The 18,692-nt window shown below is 72.7% G+C and carries 19 protein-coding genes; 1 reads left to right on the forward strand and 18 read right to left on the reverse strand.

The window, feature by feature from the left end; genetic code table 11:
• Window positions 1-4,364: MobF family relaxase (mobF, locus tag ACFYPJ_RS32975; protein WP_389025128.1), on the reverse strand; the 4,364-nt coding region annotated here is incomplete at its 3' end.
• An 813-nt stretch (window positions 4,365-5,177) separates the two neighbouring features.
• On the opposite strand from mobF, the gene ACFYPJ_RS32980 reads away from it, so the two are divergent.
• Window positions 5,178-5,759, forward strand: coding sequence for a hypothetical protein (locus ACFYPJ_RS32980; RefSeq protein ID WP_389025130.1), 582 nt, complete (start codon window positions 5,178-5,180; stop codon window positions 5,757-5,759).
• A 73-nt stretch (window positions 5,760-5,832) separates the two neighbouring features.
• On the opposite strand, the gene ACFYPJ_RS32985 is transcribed toward ACFYPJ_RS32980, so the two are convergent.
• The 17 genes from ACFYPJ_RS32985 to ACFYPJ_RS33065 form a co-directional block, all read right to left on the reverse strand.
• The gene (locus tag ACFYPJ_RS32985) at window positions 5,833-6,432 is read right to left on the reverse strand and encodes an HNH endonuclease (protein ID WP_389025131.1); all 600 of its coding nucleotides are present in this window, start codon (window positions 6,430-6,432) and stop codon (window positions 5,833-5,835) included.
• A gap of 70 nt (window positions 6,433-6,502) precedes the next feature.
• Window positions 6,503-7,327 carry a hypothetical protein gene (locus tag ACFYPJ_RS32990; RefSeq protein WP_389025133.1) on the reverse strand — a complete coding sequence of 275 codons (825 nt, stop codon included), beginning with the start codon at window positions 7,325-7,327 and terminating at the stop codon, window positions 6,503-6,505.
• A 167-nt stretch (window positions 7,328-7,494) separates the two neighbouring features.
• Window positions 7,495-8,919 (reverse strand): DNA phosphorothioation system sulfurtransferase DndC, encoded by a 1,425-nt coding sequence (gene dndC, locus ACFYPJ_RS32995; protein ID WP_389025135.1) that lies wholly within the window; start codon window positions 8,917-8,919, stop codon window positions 7,495-7,497.
• A gap of 185 nt (window positions 8,920-9,104) precedes the next feature.
• Complete coding sequence (locus ACFYPJ_RS33000; protein WP_389025137.1) at window positions 9,105-10,103, reverse strand: DUF6884 domain-containing protein; 999 nt, start codon at window positions 10,101-10,103, stop codon at window positions 9,105-9,107.
• A gap of 79 nt (window positions 10,104-10,182) precedes the next feature.
• Window positions 10,183-10,620, reverse strand: a complete 438-nt coding sequence (locus ACFYPJ_RS33005) for a DUF6197 family protein (RefSeq protein ID WP_389025138.1) — start codon at window positions 10,618-10,620, stop codon at window positions 10,183-10,185.
• Window positions 10,621-10,696: 76 nt separating this feature from the next.
• Window positions 10,697-11,602, reverse strand: a complete 906-nt coding sequence (locus tag ACFYPJ_RS33010) for a hypothetical protein (protein ID WP_389025140.1) — start codon at window positions 11,600-11,602, stop codon at window positions 10,697-10,699.
• Between the two features lie 76 nt (window positions 11,603-11,678).
• A complete protein-coding gene (locus ACFYPJ_RS33015) occupies window positions 11,679-11,813 on the reverse strand; it encodes a hypothetical protein (RefSeq protein ID WP_389025142.1) in 135 nt (44 codons plus the stop codon).
• A gap of 175 nt (window positions 11,814-11,988) precedes the next feature.
• Window positions 11,989-13,602 (reverse strand): DUF3560 domain-containing protein, encoded by a 1,614-nt coding sequence (locus ACFYPJ_RS33020; protein WP_389025144.1) that lies wholly within the window; start codon window positions 13,600-13,602, stop codon window positions 11,989-11,991.
• Between the two features lie 185 nt (window positions 13,603-13,787).
• Window positions 13,788-14,219 carry a hypothetical protein gene (locus ACFYPJ_RS33025; RefSeq protein ID WP_389025146.1) on the reverse strand — a complete coding sequence of 144 codons (432 nt, stop codon included), beginning with the start codon at window positions 14,217-14,219 and terminating at the stop codon, window positions 13,788-13,790.
• A 74-nt stretch (window positions 14,220-14,293) separates the two neighbouring features.
• On the reverse strand, window positions 14,294-15,241 hold the full coding sequence (locus ACFYPJ_RS33030) for a hypothetical protein (protein WP_389025148.1): 948 nt from the start codon (window positions 15,239-15,241) through the stop codon (window positions 14,294-14,296).
• Between the two features lie 24 nt (window positions 15,242-15,265).
• Window positions 15,266-15,433, reverse strand: coding sequence for a hypothetical protein (locus ACFYPJ_RS33035; protein ID WP_389025150.1), 168 nt, complete (start codon window positions 15,431-15,433; stop codon window positions 15,266-15,268).
• 147 nt (window positions 15,434-15,580) lie between these two features.
• Window positions 15,581-15,847, reverse strand: a complete 267-nt coding sequence (locus ACFYPJ_RS33040; protein ID WP_389025151.1) for a hypothetical protein — start codon at window positions 15,845-15,847, stop codon at window positions 15,581-15,583.
• Entirely contained in the window at window positions 15,844-16,392 is a 549-nt protein-coding gene (locus tag ACFYPJ_RS33045) for a hypothetical protein (protein WP_389025152.1), read from the reverse strand. Before ACFYPJ_RS33045 ends, ACFYPJ_RS33040 begins: the two co-directional genes overlap by 4 nt.
• Window positions 16,393-16,558: 166 nt before the next feature.
• Window positions 16,559-16,897 carry a hypothetical protein gene (locus ACFYPJ_RS33050; protein WP_389025154.1) on the reverse strand — a complete coding sequence of 113 codons (339 nt, stop codon included), beginning with the start codon at window positions 16,895-16,897 and terminating at the stop codon, window positions 16,559-16,561.
• Window positions 16,898-16,983: 86 nt separating this feature from the next.
• Entirely contained in the window at window positions 16,984-17,385 is a 402-nt protein-coding gene (locus ACFYPJ_RS33055) for a hypothetical protein (RefSeq protein WP_389025156.1), read from the reverse strand.
• Window positions 17,386-17,663: 278 nt separating this feature from the next.
• Window positions 17,664-18,104 carry a hypothetical protein gene (locus tag ACFYPJ_RS33060; protein ID WP_389025158.1) on the reverse strand — a complete coding sequence of 147 codons (441 nt, stop codon included), beginning with the start codon at window positions 18,102-18,104 and terminating at the stop codon, window positions 17,664-17,666.
• A gap of 68 nt (window positions 18,105-18,172) precedes the next feature.
• Complete coding sequence (locus ACFYPJ_RS33065) at window positions 18,173-18,541, reverse strand: hypothetical protein (RefSeq protein ID WP_135788999.1); 369 nt, start codon at window positions 18,539-18,541, stop codon at window positions 18,173-18,175.
• Window positions 18,542-18,692: the final 151 nt, after the last annotated feature.

Below are 18,692 nucleotides of genomic sequence, written 5' to 3' on the forward strand. Positions count from 1 at the left end.
ACCTCCTCGATGGACGGGTCATCGACCAGGACGTCGGTGACGGCCTCGGCGGCGGGGGCGACTTCGCGCTCCGTCTCGGGGCGTACCTCGTCCCGGCCTGCTGCGGCAAGCGCCTCACCGCGGCGGGCAGCGGTCTCGGTCGCCCGTGCCCGTCGTCCGACTTCGGTGACCTGGTCGTGCAGTGCCTCCCAGGCAGCGGTGTCCCGCTCCCCCATCGGCTTGTTGCCCAGGCCGGAGGCGTCTGCGCGGACTCCGCGCCGGGCCCGCCAGGCGTCGGCGAGCGCGGCCGTGCGCTCCCAGGTGTCGCGCAGCTCGGTTCCCTCGGCCGGTACGGGGCCGAGGTTCCGGGCCCATGCCGGAGGGTCGGCCGCCAGCGCGGCCCCGGTCTGGGCGAGGCGGTCGTCGATGATCTGGCGGCGTGCGTCCAGGTGCTCGACCCACGCGGTCGGGGTGTGCTGGTCCCTCTCCGCCTCGCGCGGCAGCAGCCACTCGGGCAGTGGACCGGTGTGGACCGGTGCGACCTCGGCCGACTCGGGCAGCAGTCGGCGCAGGCGCTGCTCGGCGCGCACGCGCTGGTCGACCAGTTCGGCGCGGGCCAGGCGTACCCGGGCCTCGTCCTGCGCGTGCAGGTTGGTGCGGATCTCGGCGGCGACCGTCTCGCCGTCCATGCCGGCGGTGTGGGCGCGGCCGGGGCCCGGCTCGCGCTGCCATTCCTCGCGGGCGCGGTCGACCCAGGCCATGGCCTTGCGCGTCTCCTGTTCGCCCTTCAGTCCGTGGAGGCGGGCGGCGGCCGCACGGGCTTCCTCCCGGTGCAGGTCGGCGTCCTCGGGGCGGTCGTCGCGGCGGGCCTGCATGACGGAGAGGCTGGCGAGCCGTGCGTCACGGCGGGTTTCGGCGATGGCCTGTGAGAGCTGGAGCCGGGTCAGGTCTCCGTACGTACGGCCCGGCCAAGCCGGCACCGGGAGTCCGTCGACGACGACCGGCCGGGGCTGGCTGGCCACGCGGGCGTCGGCTCGGCGCAGCATGTCGAGGGCCTGCTGACGGCGGTCCTCGGCGCGTGCGGAGAGGCGGCCGAGCTGGTCGTCGGTCAGGTCGATCAGCGGCCGGGTGGTGCCCTGTTCCTCCAGGCGCCGCAGAGCGCCGCGCGCGTCGTCCACGTGGTTGTCGATCCGCCAGCTCAGCACCGCGGCATTGTCCTCGGCGTCGCTGAAGTCCCGTTCGTGAAAGGCGTTGAAGAGGAGACGCTCGGGTGCGAAGCCAGCCCGCTCGGCGTCGCGCAGGGCACGCTCGACGGCGGGCCATGCTTCTTCGGCGATGACGGCCTCGGCGCCCGCCCCCAGGACGGAGCGGGCCATGTTCTGGTAACGCAGCGACAGCGCGCGGGCGTGTACGTCTGTGTATTCGGAAGTCAGCTGGGGGATGCCGTAGACCCGGTCCTGCTCGGTCCGGACGGACTCGGTCGCGGAGACCGATGCCCTCTGCGTGGCGGCGATCGTGTCGAGCACGTCGCGCATCGTCTGGCCCTCGTCGAGCACGACGTAGACGCGGTTGTTCAGGCGGCCGCGGGTCACCTGCACGTAGGCGGACTCCCGGCTGGTGCGGCGCGAGACGAGGCCGCTGCCGCTGTCGACGGTGGCGCCCTGGCCGCGGTGGCCGGTGGAGGCGTAGCCGAGTTCCACGAAGCTCTCGACGTACTCGGCCTTGAGCACGGTCCGGCCGCCGTGGTCGGTGTGCCGTACGACCAGGTCGCCGTTGCTCTTGACTGTCTCAATGGCCCACTGGTCGCCGTTCTTGACGAAGTCTCGGCCGGCCATCACGGGGTTCCGGCGGTCGTTGCGGCGGGTGACGATGAGGTCGCCGCGGTGGGCCTGGAGGCCGTCGCCGAGCTCGACGTATTGGGTGGCGTCGAGCTGCCCCCGGCCCATCCGGTACGCCTGTGCGAGGGCGTTGAGCTCGGTGACGCTGGCGTTGTCGTCGGCCATCATCAGCGCCGTGCGGCCCTGCTCGATGTCGGCCTGCCAGTCGGTGAAGATGGCGTGCAGCATCTGCTCGCGCGTGCCTGCGACGACGCGGCTGTTGCGGAGGTACCAGGTCCACGCGTCCTCGGGTTCGCCGCTGCGCAGAGCGAGGGTGGCCGCCGCTTCCCCGGCCACGCGGAACCGGTGCACGTTCTCCAGCTCGACGACGTCGACGGTGTTGGCGAGCAGCCGCAGGGCGCCGCCGGATTCGACGGCGGCGAGCTGAAAGGGGTCGCCGATCAGGCGGACGAGCGCGCCGGCCTCCTGGGCCTCCGCAACAACGGTGGCGATGCGCTTGCTGCCCGCCATTCCCGCCTCGTCGATCACGATGATGTCGCCCGCGCCGAGGTGGTATTCGGGGGCCACGCGCTTGCCCTGGTGCAGCCGTTCGCGTGCTCCCAGCCAGTCGTGCAGCGAGAAGGCCGGGGCGTTCAGGCCGGAGGCCAGCTCGGTGGCGGCGCGGGCCGACGGGCCCAGGCCGATGATGCGGCCGCCGCTCGCCCGGACGGCGTCGGCGGCCACCTGCATGGCGGTCGTCTTGCCGGTACCGGCCGGGCCGATACCCGCGGCCAGCAGCTTCTCGCTGCACGCGAAGGTGCGGGCGAGCTCGCGCTGACCGGCGTCCAGGCGGCGGTTCGGGTTGGCCTGCTGGTAGGCGTCTTCGACGGCCTGGTAGACGTTGGCGACCACGGCCGGGATCACCGTGGTGCGGGCGGCGGAGACGATCCGGTCCTCGGCCGCGAGGACGCCGACGGAGGTGTAGAGCTCGGTCTCGCGGCGGCGGTAGATGCTCGATCCGTCCGCGCGGGCCACGCCGGGGAAGAAGGGGTTGAGGTCGGGCGGGGTGATGCCGATGACCTCGGCGCCGAGCGCGCGGTCGGTGATCTGCTCGGCCAGGTCGCCGCTCGGTGCGGCGCCGAGCGTGGCGGCCATGACCCACCGTTGGGCCTCGGCGAAGACCTGGCGCCGGCCCCAGACACTGCGGTGGTCGGAGACCGTCTCGATGACCTCGCGGGCGGCCTTGTGCACGTCCAGGTGCGCAACCGCTGCGGCTCCCGGCCGGGTGTTCTGTGCCGCGACCCGGGCGGCGCGCAGGAGGTTGTCCACCCGGTCGGAGCCGAACGCTTCGACGGCCGTGTCCCGCCAGGTCTGGCGCAGTTCGGCGAGCGGCCGGGCCTCCTTCTTGTCGGGCCGGGTGTCGAGGGTGGCCTGCTGCATGAGGGCGGTCAGCGTCTTGTCGGACGGGTCGTATCCGTGTCGTTCCCGGTACTCCGCGACCAGTTCGGCGGTGCGCTCCTTGATGCTCTGCGAGCGGGTGGAGTTGGCTTCGATGAGGTCTGTTCCCACCCCGGCGATCTCCATGACCGGCCTCTTGCCCGGCGTGACTTCCCGGGCCTCGGCCCGCAGTCCGAGGTCCTCGCAGACGATCTCCATGACGCGCAGGTTGTAGTGCTCGCTGGCGGGCACGTTCTGCGCGAACAGCAGCCCGCCGTCGAGGGTGCGCCACTTGCCGTCGGTGCCCTGCACCTTGTTGGCGACCACGACGTGGTCGTGCAGCAGCGGGTCGCCGGTGCGGCTGTCGTAGTGGCGGAAGCGTGTGGCGACCAGCCCCCCGGCGACGTCCTCCTGGGCGATGCCGTTGACGCCGGTGCGGGTCATGGTGGCCTTCTGCTCCAGCCACCGCACGGTCTCTTCGATGGCCTGCACGTGGGCCTGCTCGACTGCACGGCGCACGTTCTCGTCGCCCAGTGCCCACAGCACGGAAACCGACTTCGGAGCGGTGAACACCAGGTCGAAACCGGCGACTGCACTGCGCTGCTTGCCGCCCTCCTGCTCCTTGATGAACCGGCCCAGCTCCTCCTTGGACTCCGGGCTGCGTCCGTGCTCGGTGCGGAAGTGCACGGCCCCGACCCGGCCGCGGATCTCGGCCCGCTCCTTGGCGTTCGGGGTGCGCTTCTCCATCCGCTCGAACCGCTCGATCTCCTCGTGCAGCATCCGGCCGAAGGGGGTGTCCTTCTGCTGGAACTGCATGAAGCGGCGGCCGAGTCGTGCGGCGCGCATCGCCTGCTTTGGCTTGTCGCCGGCGGCGATGCGCTCGGCGATGATGCGCTCGGCATCAGGGTGAAGGCCCTCACCGAAGAGGGCCTTCATCTGCGCCTCGCTGACGGTGCCGGAAACCCCGAGGGCTTCGATCCCGGCACCCATCCAGACGCCCGGCGGGTTGCCGTCGGCGGTGTAGTAGTCGCCCAGCTCCTGGCCGCGTTCGCGGGCCTGGTCGGCGCTGGCGGTCTCGCGTACGTAGTACGTATAGCCGTCCCCAGCGCTGAGCTTGTGGACGGTCATCATGGCGCGATCTTACCTGGGTCATTCGTAATGCATGAGGTGTGACCGTAATGATCTTGAAGCGCGTTGCGCGTACAACCGAATCGTGGAGGAGCTTGCGACGATCACGATGAAGGTTGGACGGCAGCGTGCTGAAAGAGCATGAGGTCACAGACGTAAGTCTGGCGGCTTTCCATAGTCAGGTCCTCCGGACATGGCTGTGGAAAGGCGCACCTGCGGCGTCACCTGTGGACGCGTCACTCGGCGAGCCGAGACGACGTGGCGTCACGGTCCGCAGCGCACAGCCGGTGTCGCGGACCGAGGGCGGGCGTTGCACGTGCACCGGGGCCGGGGAGAGCAGTGCGTCGCACGGTGCAACCCCCCGCGGCCCCCGCGCCGGCCTTGGCCGGCGCGGGGGCGTGCACCTGCGGTGCACCCTTCCGCCAGGAAGGCATGTGCGGTGCCGGGTTGCTCGTCGGTGCACCCGCGCTCGCGCGGGTGCACCGACGGCACGTCACATGCCGCCGAGCGGACCGGTGCGCCTGGGGAGCGCGAGGGGGCGGCGCGAGAGCGCCCCTCGCAACCCGGCCCCGGGCCGGGTGCCGCACCGTGGCCACGTGCAGGTGAAGTGCACTGGCGCGGTGCGGCACTCGTTCAGCCCCGATCCGGCCCCGGTGCACGCACATCCGGCGTGCCCGACCGGTCGTCGGTGCACCGCCGGCCCTTGCCCTGGCGAGGAAGTACGCGGGTTGCCGCCGGGCGGGTGCCGCACGGTCTCGCCGCCCGGGGCGGCACAATGTGCTCCGGTAGTCCCACGACACGGAGGTGCAGGAGCGTATGGCCGAGAGGCAGCGGCGAAGTTCGCGGACGGTGCAGGCCCGGGAAGCGGCGCGTGAGAGGGCCGCGCGGTTCGTCAAGCAGGAGGAGGAGCGGGTCCGCATCGCGGGCGACGCGATCTTGTTGCAGGACGAGATCGCCGACTTCGACGCGGAGACCGAACGGCGGGTCGCCAAGCTCCGCGAGGAGCGCGACGCACAGCTGGCGGAGAAGCGCGAGAAGTTCGATGCGCTCGTGGTCGAGATGCTGGACACCGAGATCCCCGCCCAGCAGGCTGCGGAGCGCCTGGGGGTGTCGGTGGGTCAGGTGCGTGCGGCGAAGCGGAACTTCGACCAGGCGGTGGCCGCTCATGCCGGTCAGGGCACGGAGCCGGCCACCGCGGAAGACCCCGGTGAAGCACAATCGGAGTCGGCCGAAGGCGACGCGCCGGCGGCGGCTTCAGGCGCGGCCGAGGCCGGTCAGCCGACGGCCGGCGCGTACACCTTCCCGGCACCCGGAGCCGCTGCGGCGGTCGTTCCGGCGCAGGAGGGATCGCCGGAACGCTCCGAGGAGACTGCCCTTCCGCCAGGATCGGGTGGCTGAGGTCTCCGTTCGACGCCGAAGGCCCGCCGGATGATGGATCACCATCATCCGGCGGGCCTTCGGCGTTGCGGGTTCAGAACAGCGACATCTGTCCGTCCTCCGGCGCGGGGCGGTTGTCCTGGGTGGCGTCGGCCGGGAAGAGGGGGACGAACGCGGAACTCGGATCGGAGGCGCGTACGGCGGCCAGGTACGCCTGCGCGTCGTACCCTCCCGCCAGGGCCTGGCGGACGAGGGGACGTGCCTCGCCCGCGAGCATCGCGGCGGCGAGCGCCTCCAGGTCCAGGCCGTCACGGAGGGCGGCCTGGATCGCCTGCGCGCGTCCCAGAGAACCGCGGGTGTCGGCGTAGCCGAGGTGCGCCCGGCCGGCCGCACGGTTCTGGTCGGACATCTGCCGCATGTTCGTGCGCTGGGTGGCGCTCGACAGGTGGTCCAGCTCGACGCACAGCGATTCGTTGCAGCTGTGCGCGGTGATCGTGCCGGGCGGGAGCGGGCCGTGCAGCTGCTCCATCAGCCACCGGTGCACCCGTACCGTGCGTTCGCGGCCGGCCTCGGTGACGACGCACTTCGCGTAGCCATCCGTGGTCAGGCTGCGTAGCCAGAACCGGCATCCGTGCGGCACGAGGATGCTGCGTTCGGCGACGTACGCCTGTGCTCGATCGAGTGCCCTGCCCACCGGTGTGCCTCTCCCCCGCTCGTCCGGTACTGGTGATCCTCATCCTGCCAGTGCCGTGCGAGCGGGGGCGTCACGCGGTGGTGCTGGTCCGGGCCTCGTGGAGCAGCTTCGTGGCGTGGGCACGCACGCCGAGGCCGAGGGTTTCCTGCACGTCGTCGACGAGCAGGTCCGGGTTGCTGTCGAGCATCTGCGCGACCTTCTCCAGGCGGGCCTCGCGCAGCAGGCGCTCCGCGTGGACCGGGTGGACCTCGATGGCCTCGGCGAGGGCCTTGGCGGTCAGGTGGTTGTTCTCGGCGAGCAGCCGGCGGACCGTCTGCCGGCGCTCCGCACCCTGCTTGGTCCCGGTGCGCGGGGCACGGTCCTTGCTGCCGACCGGGCGACCGCGGCCCTTGGCGCCGCCGCGGACGGGGCGGTTGGCGTCCCACTCCAGGATGGTGCGGCGGTACCAGAGCTCTGTCTCAACGACGGCCTGGCCGTCCGCCTTCTTGCCGCCGAGGACGACGTCGGGCTCGGGCAGGCGGGTCTTGTCGCCGTAGCGGTAGGTCTTCCAGGTGCTCAGGGCAACCCGTCGTTCCGCCGGCAGCGCGTCGAGGGACTCCTCCAGGTCGAGGAGGTCGTCGGGGTCTGCGGCGCGGTCGGGGTCGTCGGCGGCCGGCACGGCGGGGAGGTCGTAGGCCGGCAGCACGTTCAGCTTCTTGGCGCGCTCCTCCTCGGTGTGCGCGGCGAGCAGCTGCTCCTTGGAGAAGACGCGGCCGCGGCGGTGGCCGCCCTCGCGCAGCAGGACCAGGCCGGGGATCTTCTCCCAGTGCTTGGTGTCGCGCCAGTAGCCGAGGGACCAGCCCCAGATGTCTGCGGCCATGTGGTCGTCGGCGGGGGTGACTCCGTTGGGGATCATGGGTGTGTTGCTCCAGTGGTTGGGCTTCGAGTGGTGTGCCGGCCGGGTGCCACCCTAGCCAACATTGAAAAAACTACCGTACTTGAACCGGCTGTGGGAAGTCGGCTTCCGGAATCGGTGCCGGCGCGGGGCGCCGCCGAGGTCGGCGGCGCCCCGCGCCGGGGTGGTCAGAACAGTGCGCCCTGCTCCTTGTCGGGTTCGCCTCGGCGGAAGCGGGCGAAGGTCAGCGCGTCCTCCTCGTCCTCGAAGCCGTGCTTCATGAGGACCTTCTCCAGCGCGTCGTAGAGGCCGGCGCGGCGGGTGGAGGAGTTGTAGATCCGCTCGACCTCCAACAGGGCGCGGGCGCGGAGGAACTCCTCCTCGTCGTCGCCGCACACCTCGCGCAGCGTGTCGATCATGTTCTGGGCGGCGTTGAAGGCGATCGTCTCGTCCAGGGGGCGGCCTGGGAACGGCTCGCCGGTGGCCTGCTCGTAGAGGGCGGGGAGGTTGTCCTCGACCTCGTGCTTCTGGAACACCCAGATGCGACGGATCAGGTGGAGCTCGTCGTCGGTGATGAGGGTGATGTCGCGGACGTAGTCGGGTCCGCGGCGGCGGATGGTGGTCTGGGCGGTCAGCAGGCGCCGCAGCCAGTCCTCGCGGGCGGCCTGGGTGTAGGGGCCGTGGACCAGGCGGTCGCGGTGGATGGTGAGCTTGCCGTTCATGCGGCGGAAGTCGCGCAGGTGCCGGTCGTCCTCGATGTCGAGGGCGTCGCGCAGGGACAGCAGGGGCCGCATCCAGTCCAGTTCCTCGTCGTTGGTGACCATGGCCTGGAGGGACTTGTCCTGATCGACCATCGTGCAGGTCCAGCAGCCCATGCGGCTGTCGCCGCAGCTGGGCGTGGAGGTGTCGACCACCAGCGGGCATTCGCTGTCGGCGCTGGCGCCGCGGTACATGGCGAGCAGGTCCTTGTTCGAGTGGCCCCACGGGTTCTCGTACTGCATCAGCGCCATCCACACCTCGTCGTTGGTCCACGCCTCGACCGGGGAGTAGACCAGGGAGCCGGGCAGGCTGCCGTGCGGGCTGAGCCGGTCGCGGACCCGGCCCTTCTCGTGCCGCTCCATGGTCCGGCGGCGTACGGCCGACTCCGCCTTGCGGATGCCGAGCACGAGGATCGCCTGACCGAACTTGTTGGTGACGTCCAGGATGAACTTGTTCGAGGGCTTGATCTTGAGCCGCTCGGTGCACCAGCGGAACTTCGGGCGGGGCGCCGCGTATCCGCGGCCGATGAGGTTGACCCAGAAGGTGTCATCGAGGGCCGGGGTGAGGCGGTGGGGCTCGATAGGCAGCTGCTGGGCGGCGGCCGCCGTGCGCATGGCCTCCAGGGAGCGGTTGGCCCACGCGGCGACGACGGGGTTCTCCACGAGGGTGTCGGTGGAGATGACGTGCACCACCTTGGTGCGCTGCTCGGCGGGCAGGCCGGCCAGGGCCATCCACACCAGCTGGAGTGTGATGGTGCTGTCCTTCCCTCCGCTGTAGCCGACGATCCAGGGGACGCCGTCGGCCAGGTAGAGCTCGCGGATCTCCTCCAGCAGCTCCCGGAGGGCTTCGCGCATGGGCCGTCCGCCGAACGGCTTCGGCTTGGCGACTTCGAGCGGCAGGAACACGGGGGTGGACAGGGGGTTTCCTCTCGGTGGGCGGCGCGGTGCCGTGGACGGGGGCGGGTTGAAGAGGCGCGCCGGGCGGCGCGGGAACGGTGCGGCCGTCGCCCGGCGGCGGGGCCGGGCGACGGCGGGCGCGGTCAGCGCCGGGGGGATGGCCGGTCGGCGCGCCCGCGCGGCTGGCCGGCGTCGGCGGCGAAGGCCAGGGCGGCGGCGCGGGGGTCGGCCGCGGCGGCGATGCGGGTCAGCCTCTGGAGCTGGACGCCGATGCCGGCCCCGGCGAGCGGCCGCAGCGTGTGAGGCCAGATGGCGGCTGCGGCGTCGGCGTAGTCCTTGCCCGCGAGGGCGATCACCTCCGGGGCGTGGCGTACGGCGCGGCCCAGGTGGTTCACCTGACGGAGGTGGAGGGCGTGGTCGACGTTGCGGGGGTCGAGCCGCTTCTCGTACGTGGCGATCGGCGTGCTGGGAGCGAGGAAGCCGTGCAGCCCGCTGAGGATGAGGACCCTTCCGCCAGGGATGGCGCGGGCGGCGGCCAGGGCCTTGGTGAAGTACGAACCCTGGTAGAGCTCCTCGGCGGGGACCTTCTTGCCGGGCGGCAGCGGCAACTTGGTCGCGCTGCACGGGATCACGATGATCGGGCGGCCGACGGCCGGCGGCGCCGTGGGGAGGTGCTCGGCGTCGGGACGGGGTCGGGTGAGGTCGAAGTGGATCGCTCCCTCGGCCTCGGCCGCGGCGAGGTCCTCGGCGCTGGCCCGGGGCAGCAGGGCGTCGATCACCCCGAAGTGGCCCCGGGGGGCGTGGAGCACCGCCCAGACGGCATCGGTGCCCAGGGCCTCGGCGGCGGTGCGGCGGGGCCGCCGGGCGCGCGGATGCCGGGCGGGTGCGGGCGGCAGGGCGGCGGTGCGGTGGAACAGGGGGAGCTGGGCGTCTGCGGCCGGCACCGCGCCGGGGACGGTGGGCGCGGTGGGTCTGGCGGGTTCGGCGGCGGGGCGCAGTCCGGTGCCGGGGCAGTCGTCGGTCGCGGTGCGGGTGGGTGTGTGGGGGGCGAGGGCGCCGGACTCGGTGGGCCGTCGCAGTCCGCAGCAGGGGCAGCGGGCAGCGGGCCCCTCCGCGGCGGCGGCCGGGTCGGGGGTGTGCACGGGAGGTCTCTCCTGGTGGGTGGTGGGTTCGAGTGGAGCCGGGGGCGGCGGTGCCATCCGCCGCCCCCGGCGGGCGGGGTCAGAACAGCCGGTCGGCCGCGTGCGCGGTCTCGGCGGCCGACCGCAGCGCGGCCGCCGCCTCCTGGGCGGTGCGGCCGGGGGTCAGGGTCCACAGGTGGACGGTCACCTTGTGCCGCGTCAGGGCGTCGTGGCCCGTGGGCTCGGTGACGGGTGCGCCGTCGAGGTGTTCGGCCAGGAGCCGGTACGCCTCGGTGTAGACGGCGCGGATCGCGTCCAGGTCGTACGCGCGGCCGGGGGTCGTGCGGTCGCGGCCGGCGGCGACGTCCAGCGCGCCGCCGACGGAGCACCGGCGGTGGGCGAGGCGGCCGGGGCCGCTGAAGAGGCTGTAGCGGGACTGGTAGATGCCGACGCGGGTGATGTGGGCGGCGGCCCACTCCAGCAGGTCGCCGGGGGTGGTCGGGATCAGGACGCTGTCGGGGGTGTAGGTGCCGCGCACGGGGTTCCTCCTGGTGGGCGGGCTCGGGGCGTCCCCCGGGGAGCGGCGGCGTGCCGCCCCCCGGGGGACGTGCGGGTCAGGTGCTGAGGGCGTGGAGGACCGGGATGGTGCGCCCGGTGGGGAGTCGGCGTTCGCACTGGGTGCTGCCGTCGGCGGCGGTCAGTTCCTCGGTCGGCGTGGAGCTGTAGAGGCTGGTCCGGCAGTGTGCGCAGTAGCCGCGCAGGTGGAGCTCCTCGGCGTCGGCGCCCCCGGCCAGGTGGTCGAGGTGGGCCAGGAGGTAGAGCAGGTCCTCCGGGGCGCGGGTGATGAGCTCGACGTTGGCGCGGGTCTCGGCGACGTCCTCGGCGGGGGTGTCGGTGTCCCCCGGGCCGTAGCTGACCGAGACCTCGGCCACCTGGGGGCCGGCGGCGTCGTAGACGACGAAGTCGGTGTGCACGGCGTCCGGGGCTCCGGCGGGGAGGCTGGCCCCGCGGTGGCTCCAGGTGAACTCGCTCCAGGACCAGGGCCGGTGGCTCCCGGCCGCGAGGCGGGCGCGGATCTCGCGCACCCGGGTGGAGGTGTGGACGTCGGCGGGCAGGTGGGCGGCCTGGGCGAGATCGAGGCGGTAGCCGATCGCCTGGCCGACCAGGGCGTCCTCCTCCTCGCACAGCGGCCCCCAGACGTTGAGGGTGCGGTCGGTGAGCTGCTGCACCCATCCGACCAGCGGGCCGAGGTCGAGCATCTCCAGGCGGCGCTGCTCACCGGCGGCGGTCCAGTACGTGCCGTCCGCGCCCAGCGGCTCGCCGGGGTGCCGGAGCAGCCGGAGGTGGGTCGCGTCGAACGCGGCGGCGGGCTCGGTGGTGAGGGCGTCGCGGACGGCGGCGGCGATGTTCGCGCACACGATGCGGGCGAGGCGGTCCTCGGCGCGGCCGGCGCGCTCGCGCGCCTCGTCGAGCGCGTCGGCCAGCTCGCTGTCGTTGACGGTGTACGGGGTCGTGGTCATGGGGTCCTTTCGTCGGGCGGGGTTTCGGGTGGGGCCGGGGCGGCGGTGCCGTCCGCCGCCCCGGCCGGGGGTGGTGTCAGCCCTTGCGGCGGGCCGGGGCGCCGGGCCGGGTGACGGCGGCGGCCGGGTCGGGGCCGAGGAGACGGAACAGGTTGATCACGACGTCAGCGATGTACTGGGCGAAGCCGGAACGGGGCTGCGCAGGGGTCACGGTTCCTCCGGGGAGTCGGGTGTCGAGTGGTGTGCCGGTCGGGGTGCCACCCCCTTCCGACAACAAGAACTATACCAGCTTTAGACCTGATCACCAAGGGGGCGGGTGCCTCCCGCTCCCCTTTCGAGGCCCGGGGCCGGGCCGCCGGGGGTCGGCGGCTCGGCCCCGGCGTCCGCTACGGCGCGACCGGTTCCGGTGTGGCCCACACGCGGCGCGGGGTGACGCCCAGGTCCGAGAGGACCGCGTCGAGGCTCCCGTTGTCGGGCACCCATTCCCAGTCGACGCCTTCGACGCCGGGCCGCTCGGTCCAGGTGAGCATGTAGGAGCGGCCGGAGGTGCGGGGGTCACCGCACAGGGCCTGCGCCTCCTTGCGGGTCACGGCCCACAGGGCCCGCTTGCGGGTGCGGCGCCCGCCCTTGGAGGCGATGAACACCAGGGCCGGGCCCTCCGTCCACTCCTCCCGGGCGGCGGGGGCCGGCGCGGGGGTCGGTTCGCCGCCGGGGGCGTGGTGGCAGTGGGGGCAGCGGCGCGCGGCCGCGTCCCACCGGTCGGAGTGGCACATGGGGCAGGTCTCGCCCGCCGGGGCCGGTGCGGGCTCCTCGACCGGCGGCGTCTCGGCCGTGGCCACCTGCTCCGTGTCCGCCGGGGCGGGCGCGGGGGCCTCCTTGAAGTTCTTCGGCCTGGCGTGGCCGCACACCGTGCACATGCCGCGGGCCTCGCTGAACCGCTTCTGCCCGTTGGCGACCCGTACGCAGTGCGGGCACACGGTGCGCTCGGCCTCGGGCTCCGCCTCGGCGGCCTCCAGGCGGGCGATGTCCTCGGCGGACGCCCACCCCCGGACGCTGTCGTAGGGGATGGTGTAGCCGCCGCGGGTCTTGTCCGCGGGGTCCTTGCGCAGCACCGGGACGCCCACCCCGCCGTGGATGTGCGGGATCGTCAGCGTCTTCTTGTTCACGCGCTGCACCTGGTACCAGGTGCCGCCGGTGTTGACGAAGTCGCCCTTGCTGAAGTCGGCCGGTCCCCAGACCTTGAACCCGCGCCGCTCGGCCTCGGCGATGACCTCGCGCCAGTAGGCGAGCTGTTCGGCGATCTCCGCCTCGCGGCGGTGGAGCTCGTCGGTGTCGGAGCGGGTGTAGCCGCCGGCGGACTGTCCGGCCAGCCACTTCTCGACGCGCCGCGCGTCGACCTCCAGCTTCTCGATCCGGCGCAGGGTGCGGCCGGGGTCGCGGCGGAACGCCTTGTACGCGGCGGAAGCCGCTTCGCGGGCCGCCCAGTACCCGGCCTTCCTGCTCTCCTCGACGTACGTGCGGAGGGAGTTGTCGATGCGCTGCTGGTCGCGGCGGGCGCGGGCCTCGCTGTGGTGTCCGACCAGGATGGGCTGACCGAAGGGGATGCCCTCGGCGATCTGGTCCCCGCGCCTGCGGGCGGCCTCGGAGCGTCCCGTCGCGTTGCTGGCGTGCTCGCCGAACCGCTCGACGCGGGCCTCGGCCCGTTCGTACTTCTCGGCCTCGGCTTCGGCGAAGGAGCGGCGGGTGTCCTCGTCGATCTCGATCTCGACGGTCCATCCGTGCTCGCGCAGGACCTTGGCGGCGGCGTCGATCTTCCAGCGCTTGGCGGCCTTGTCGCGGGACTGCTGGATGCCCAGCATTCCGAGAGAGCGGAAGGAGCGCCAGCCCAGGGGGCGGATCAGCTCGTACACGCCGTCGCCCTTGCTGCTGCCCTCCATGAGGGTGCCGTCGGCGCGGGTGTGGGTGATGGTGAGCGTGCCCTTGTCGGGTGTTGCGGTCATGGGGTCGTGGTCCTCCACGGTTCGGGTTTCGAGTGGTGTGCCGGTCGGGGTGCCACCCCCTTCCGACAACAAGAACTATACCAGCTTTGGACCTGATCACCTAGCGGAAAAGTGCCCTTGAGCTGGGAATTCGGGAAGCCGTCCCCGCCGCTGCGGGCGGCGGGGACGGCAGGGCCGGCGGCCCGTCAGAACAGGCTCGCCTGCCCGGAGTCCTCGGCGTCCTGCTCCACCTGCTGGCGCCGGAGCAGGGCGACCAGCGGGGCCTGGCGGGCCGCGGTGGCCCGTTTGCGGGCGGCGAGTTCCTCGGCGGTGGCCCAGCGGACCAGTAGCTCCTGGTCGGCGAGGCCCGGGGCGTCGTCGGTGACGGTGTAGCGGATGTAGGGCTGTTCCAGCCGGTGACGGATCTGGGCCATGGTCATGACCCAGTCCGGCCCGTAGGCGCCGGCCACGGTGAGCACGGTTCCGTCGGGGGCGCGGACGCTGCGGACGGCGAATCCGTCCTCGCGGTAGAGGCCGGGGCGGTCCTTCTTCTGGGCCGCCTCGCTCAGCTTCAGGTCGGTCAGGCCGCCTTGGACCAGGTGGTGGGCGACGGTGTGCGATCGGGTGACGCGCGGCATGTGGGTCCTTCGGGTGCGGCGGTGTCGGGGTCCGGGCCGGGGCGGGGGGCGGCAGGTGCCGCCCCCCGCCTGGATCAGCGGGCGGGCTCCGGGGCGAACCGGAGCCAGTGGGGGCCGCCCTCGATCGGGTCGCTGCCGAGGGCGTCCCGCAGCACCGCGTCCGCTTCGCCGAGGGTCTCGGTGTCGAAGGGGCCGCCGTCGCCGAGGTTCAGCTCGGCGGCGCCGTCGACCACGACGGTGAGGCGGGGTGCGCCGTCGGTCTCGAAGAGAGCTGCGGTGACCTCGGGGGCGAGGGTGCGCAGGATCGCGCCGACCTTGGGCGCGGCCTCCTGGAGTGCCTGGGCCTGGTCGCGGGTGACGCCGCACTCGCAGTGCGGGAGGTGCCACTCCTGGCCTTCGCCGCACAGGCACCACCAGTGGGAGAAGCCCCAGGTCCATTCCCATCCGCCGATCGGGAACAGGCCCTCGTCGTCGGGGAGGATGGTGCTGACGGCCGTGTCGCTGCCCTCGTCCAGGTACATCCACCGGACTTGCACGACGATCGCGCGGCGGGCTCCCCGGCCGCCGGGCCTGCGGCGGCGGGCCGCCTTGCGGGCCTGGGGCGTCGCGTCCGTGACCGTGGCCGCGCGGGCCGTACCTCGGTCGACGTTGCGCCAGTTGACGCGTACGGCGACGGCGAGGTCCCCGCCCTCCTCGTCGTACCGGCTCGGGCCGCCCTCGATCACGTGGACGGTGTCCGGGCTGTCCGCGCGACCCTCGATCACGTGGACGGTGTCGACGCAGTCGTAGCCGTACTCCTCGGCCGCGCGGATCGTCTGGGCGGACACGTCCCGCGCGACGTCGAGCGGGAAGTAGGGGGAGAGAAAGCCGTTCCACCGGTTGGCGGGGTCGAGCTTGCAGTCGAACGGTCCGAAGTCGTCGTCGATGCAGACCCGGGTTTCGATCATCTTGCGGATGCGGATGTGTTCCTCCTGGTGGTGGGGTGGTCGGGTTTCGAGCGGGCCGGGGGGCGGCGGTGCCATCCGCCGCCCCCCGGAGTGGTCGGGCTACCAGCCCGGCGGGACGGGCTCCTCGAACGGAGAAGGGGCCTCGATCTCACGGGTGTAGCCGCCGTGCTGTTCCTCGTCGTAGTTCACGCACTCGGGGTCGCAGGGCTCCCCCTCGCCCGCGCCGCATTCGTCGCAGGGGTCTTCGAGGTCTACGTACGCGGCCAAGGGGGCCTCCATCGGTTCGGGTTTCGAGTGGTGTGCCGGTCGGGGTGCCACCCCCTTCCGACAACAAGAACTATACCAGTTTTAGACCTGATCACCTAGCAGAAAAGTGCCCTTGAACAGGCATTTCCCGCTAGGTGACTGCCTTAGCTACTGCTGCGGCTCGGCGGCGGCCGGGATGGGCTCCTCGGTCACGCCGGTGCACCGGAGGTAGGCGAGCAGAGGGTCCGCGACGTCCTCGTACACCCGGTCGGCGTGGTGGTTGCACAGGGCCAGTCGCTGCGTACGGCGCTCGGCGAACGTGACGGTCAGCAGCCTGACGGCGCGGCCTCCGGCGGCGCCGCACCCGCCGCGCCGGTTGGTGTAGCCGTACGAGACGCACCCCGCGGGACGCGTCGGGTCCGCCGGGGCGCTCAAGCGGCTTCCCCGGCGGCGGGCAGGGCGAGGTCCTGCCACCGCTCGCCGTCCCAGACCTGCCAGATTTCGGGGGCGGGCTGGTGCTGGGCGAGGTCGCGGGCGAGCTGGCCCATGTACGGGTAGTCCCCTCGTGCGAGCCAGACGGACGGGACCTTGGCCACGACGGTCACGCCGTGCCACTCCCCCGCGTCGAGTCCGCGCAGCAGGCTGGTGCGCTGCCGCTTGCACCGCGCGGCCTCCCGGGACAGGTCGTGCTGGTCCACGAGGAGCTCGTAGACCCGCTCGGAGTCGACGGCCTGGCCGTCGAGGCGGCAGGCGGCGGCGAAGTCCTCCATCGTCTGCCGGTCCTTGGCGGTGTGCTGGAAGAACCAGGTGCCGCCGCCGTCGCCGCCGTTCTCGATGACGCCGAGGCAGTAGTCGCCCTCGTTGACGGTGGCGCGGAAGGCGATGCCGTTGCGCGTGTTCATCTGCTCGAAGTCGGCCAGGTGATAGCGGGTGTGCGGCACCTGGAGGCCGGTGAGGTTCAGGGTGATCAGTTCGGTCATGGACTCTCTCTTTCTGTCGGGGCACTCCGGGAACGGGGTGCGGGAGCGCGGCGGCGCACGGTGCCGGCCACCGACGGCCTGCCGTCGGCTGCGGTCTCGCTGACCGCCGTGGCGCGCGGCCGCGCCGAGGCCCTGGAGCCTGTCGGCGCGGCCGCCGCCGCGGCGGTCAGTTCCGGCGTTCGCGCTGCGGGCCGTTGGGGCCCTCGAAGATGACGTTGACGTGGGTGCGCTCGCGGTGGATGCGGTCCGCGTCGTGCCGGGTCTGCCACGGGCGGCCGAGGTTGGCCACGGCCTGGGTCGCGGCCGCGCGGGTGCAGTGACAACCGGCCTCGTCGCAGACCGGCAGGGCGGCGTCGGCCGTGTAGACCGGGGTGCACCACGGGTCGCCGTAGGAGACCAGGGAGTCGTAGTAGTAGATCCGGCCGGTCTCCGTGCGGACGGTGTCGGCGTGGGTGCGGTGCTGACGCTGGGCGAGAGCGTCGGCGTAGGCGCGGGCGAGCTGCATGTGTCCTCCTGGGACCGGGGTTCGAGTGGGCCCGGGGGCGGCGGTGCCATCCGCCGCCCCCGGGGTGGGGCAGGGTCGCCGGGCGGCTACGCGGCGGCGAGGGTGAGCGGGACGTCGCGGCCGATGGCGGTGGCCAGACCGCGCTCGCGGGCGAGGTTGTCCAGCCCGTCGGCCAGCTCGGGGTGGATCGCGTGGCAGCGCAGGTATCGCGCGCCGAACCCGTGGGCCCAGAAGGGGTAGCCGTTGGCCCCGAAGCGGTCGTCGATGATCCAGTGGGACTCGTCGACCAGAAGGGAGAGGAACTGCGTCTCGGCCTTCTCGCCGTCGACCGTGATGGTGAGCTGGGCGTACAGGCCGACCAGCTTCACGCCGAAGAGTCCGGCCTCCTCGTGGCGCTTCAGCTCGTTGACGGCGGCGGCGAGGGTGTAGGTGCCGTCCTCGTCCGCCAGCTCGATGCTGATGGTCTGCGGGTCGGTCTGGGTGGTCACGGGTACCTCCGTGGGGATCGGATTCGAGTGGGTGCCGGTCGGGGTGCCACCCCCTTCCAACAAGAACAACTATACCAGCTATAGACGCTATCCGGAAGGATGACGGTGCGCTGAGCTGGGGTTTCAGCGACGATTCGAGGCGCACGACGGAGGACCGGAGACGGCGGTTCGTCGGACCCCGGCGGGGGCGCGGCGCACCTTCGCGCCCGGGGAGCGTCCGGGGCCGGCCGTCGCGCTCCGCCCTGCCGGGAGGGCGCGGTGGGCGGCCCCTGCGGGCGTCAGGGGCCGAACCGGCCGGGGTCCGCCTGCACGGCGGCGCGGTGGGCGCGGACGGCTTCGACGCTCTGCTCAGCCATCAGCCGCGCATGGGCGGCGTGCACGGCTTCGTGCAGCGCGACGTACCGGGTCACCCGGTCGCGATCCTCGCCCCCGCGCCCCTGGTAGTCGGGGCACTCGGCGCAGTGCACGCGGTAGATGGGCACGCTGCCGACTTCCCGGCCGCGCGTCGCGGGCCGGTACGGAGGGTTACCGGGCTTCCACCGGGCCCCCGCCGCCGGGTCGGGGTGGGTGGCGGCGTGGGTCCGGACGTCCCACTTGTGGGCGTCCAGGTCGGCCGTGACCCGTCCCGTCCAGTGCGGGCAGCGGTCGCAGGAAGCGCCGTAGAGGGGGGTCGAGTCGACAATGCGGACGTACACGGCCGGGGCGGTGCTGGTGGTCACGGGGGGCCTCTCGGTTCGGCGGGACACGGGGCCGGAGGGGGCGGGCCGCCCCCTCCGTCGGGTGGGGTCTACGCGGCGTAGCGGTAGACCGGCCGGTCCTCACCGGGGACCGGGGGGAACCCGTGTGGAGCGATCCGCAGCGTGACGAACTCGTCGTCGTGCGGCTCGGCGGGGAACCCGTGGGCGACGGCCCATGCGCAAGCCGCGTCAGCCGCTCCGGTGCTCTCGCCCTGCTCGTACGAGATGATCATGGGGGCCTTGGGGCCGTGGAACAGGGTGAGGTCGTACCAAACCTCCGCCAGGATGGCCCAGATGTCGCTCGGGTCGGCAATGTCGGCGGGCGTGATGACGACGCGCGGCACGGGGGTCCAGTGCGGCTCGGGGCGGCTGCCGCAGGTGCAGTTGAACAGCTGTCGGGCGCGCGTCGCGGTGGTCATGGTGTTCTCCTCGGTTCGGGTTTCGAGTGGTTCGCTGGTCGGGGTGCCACCCCCTTCCAACAAGAACAACTATACCAGTCAGAGCCCGTATCAGGAAGCATGAAAGGGCTTCTGACCAGGGTTTTTCCCCGGACTTCCATGATCTTTTAGC

This window comes from Streptomyces sp. NPDC006012 (assembly GCF_042871185.1).
Lineage (GTDB): Bacteria > Actinomycetota > Actinomycetes > Streptomycetales > Streptomycetaceae > Streptomyces.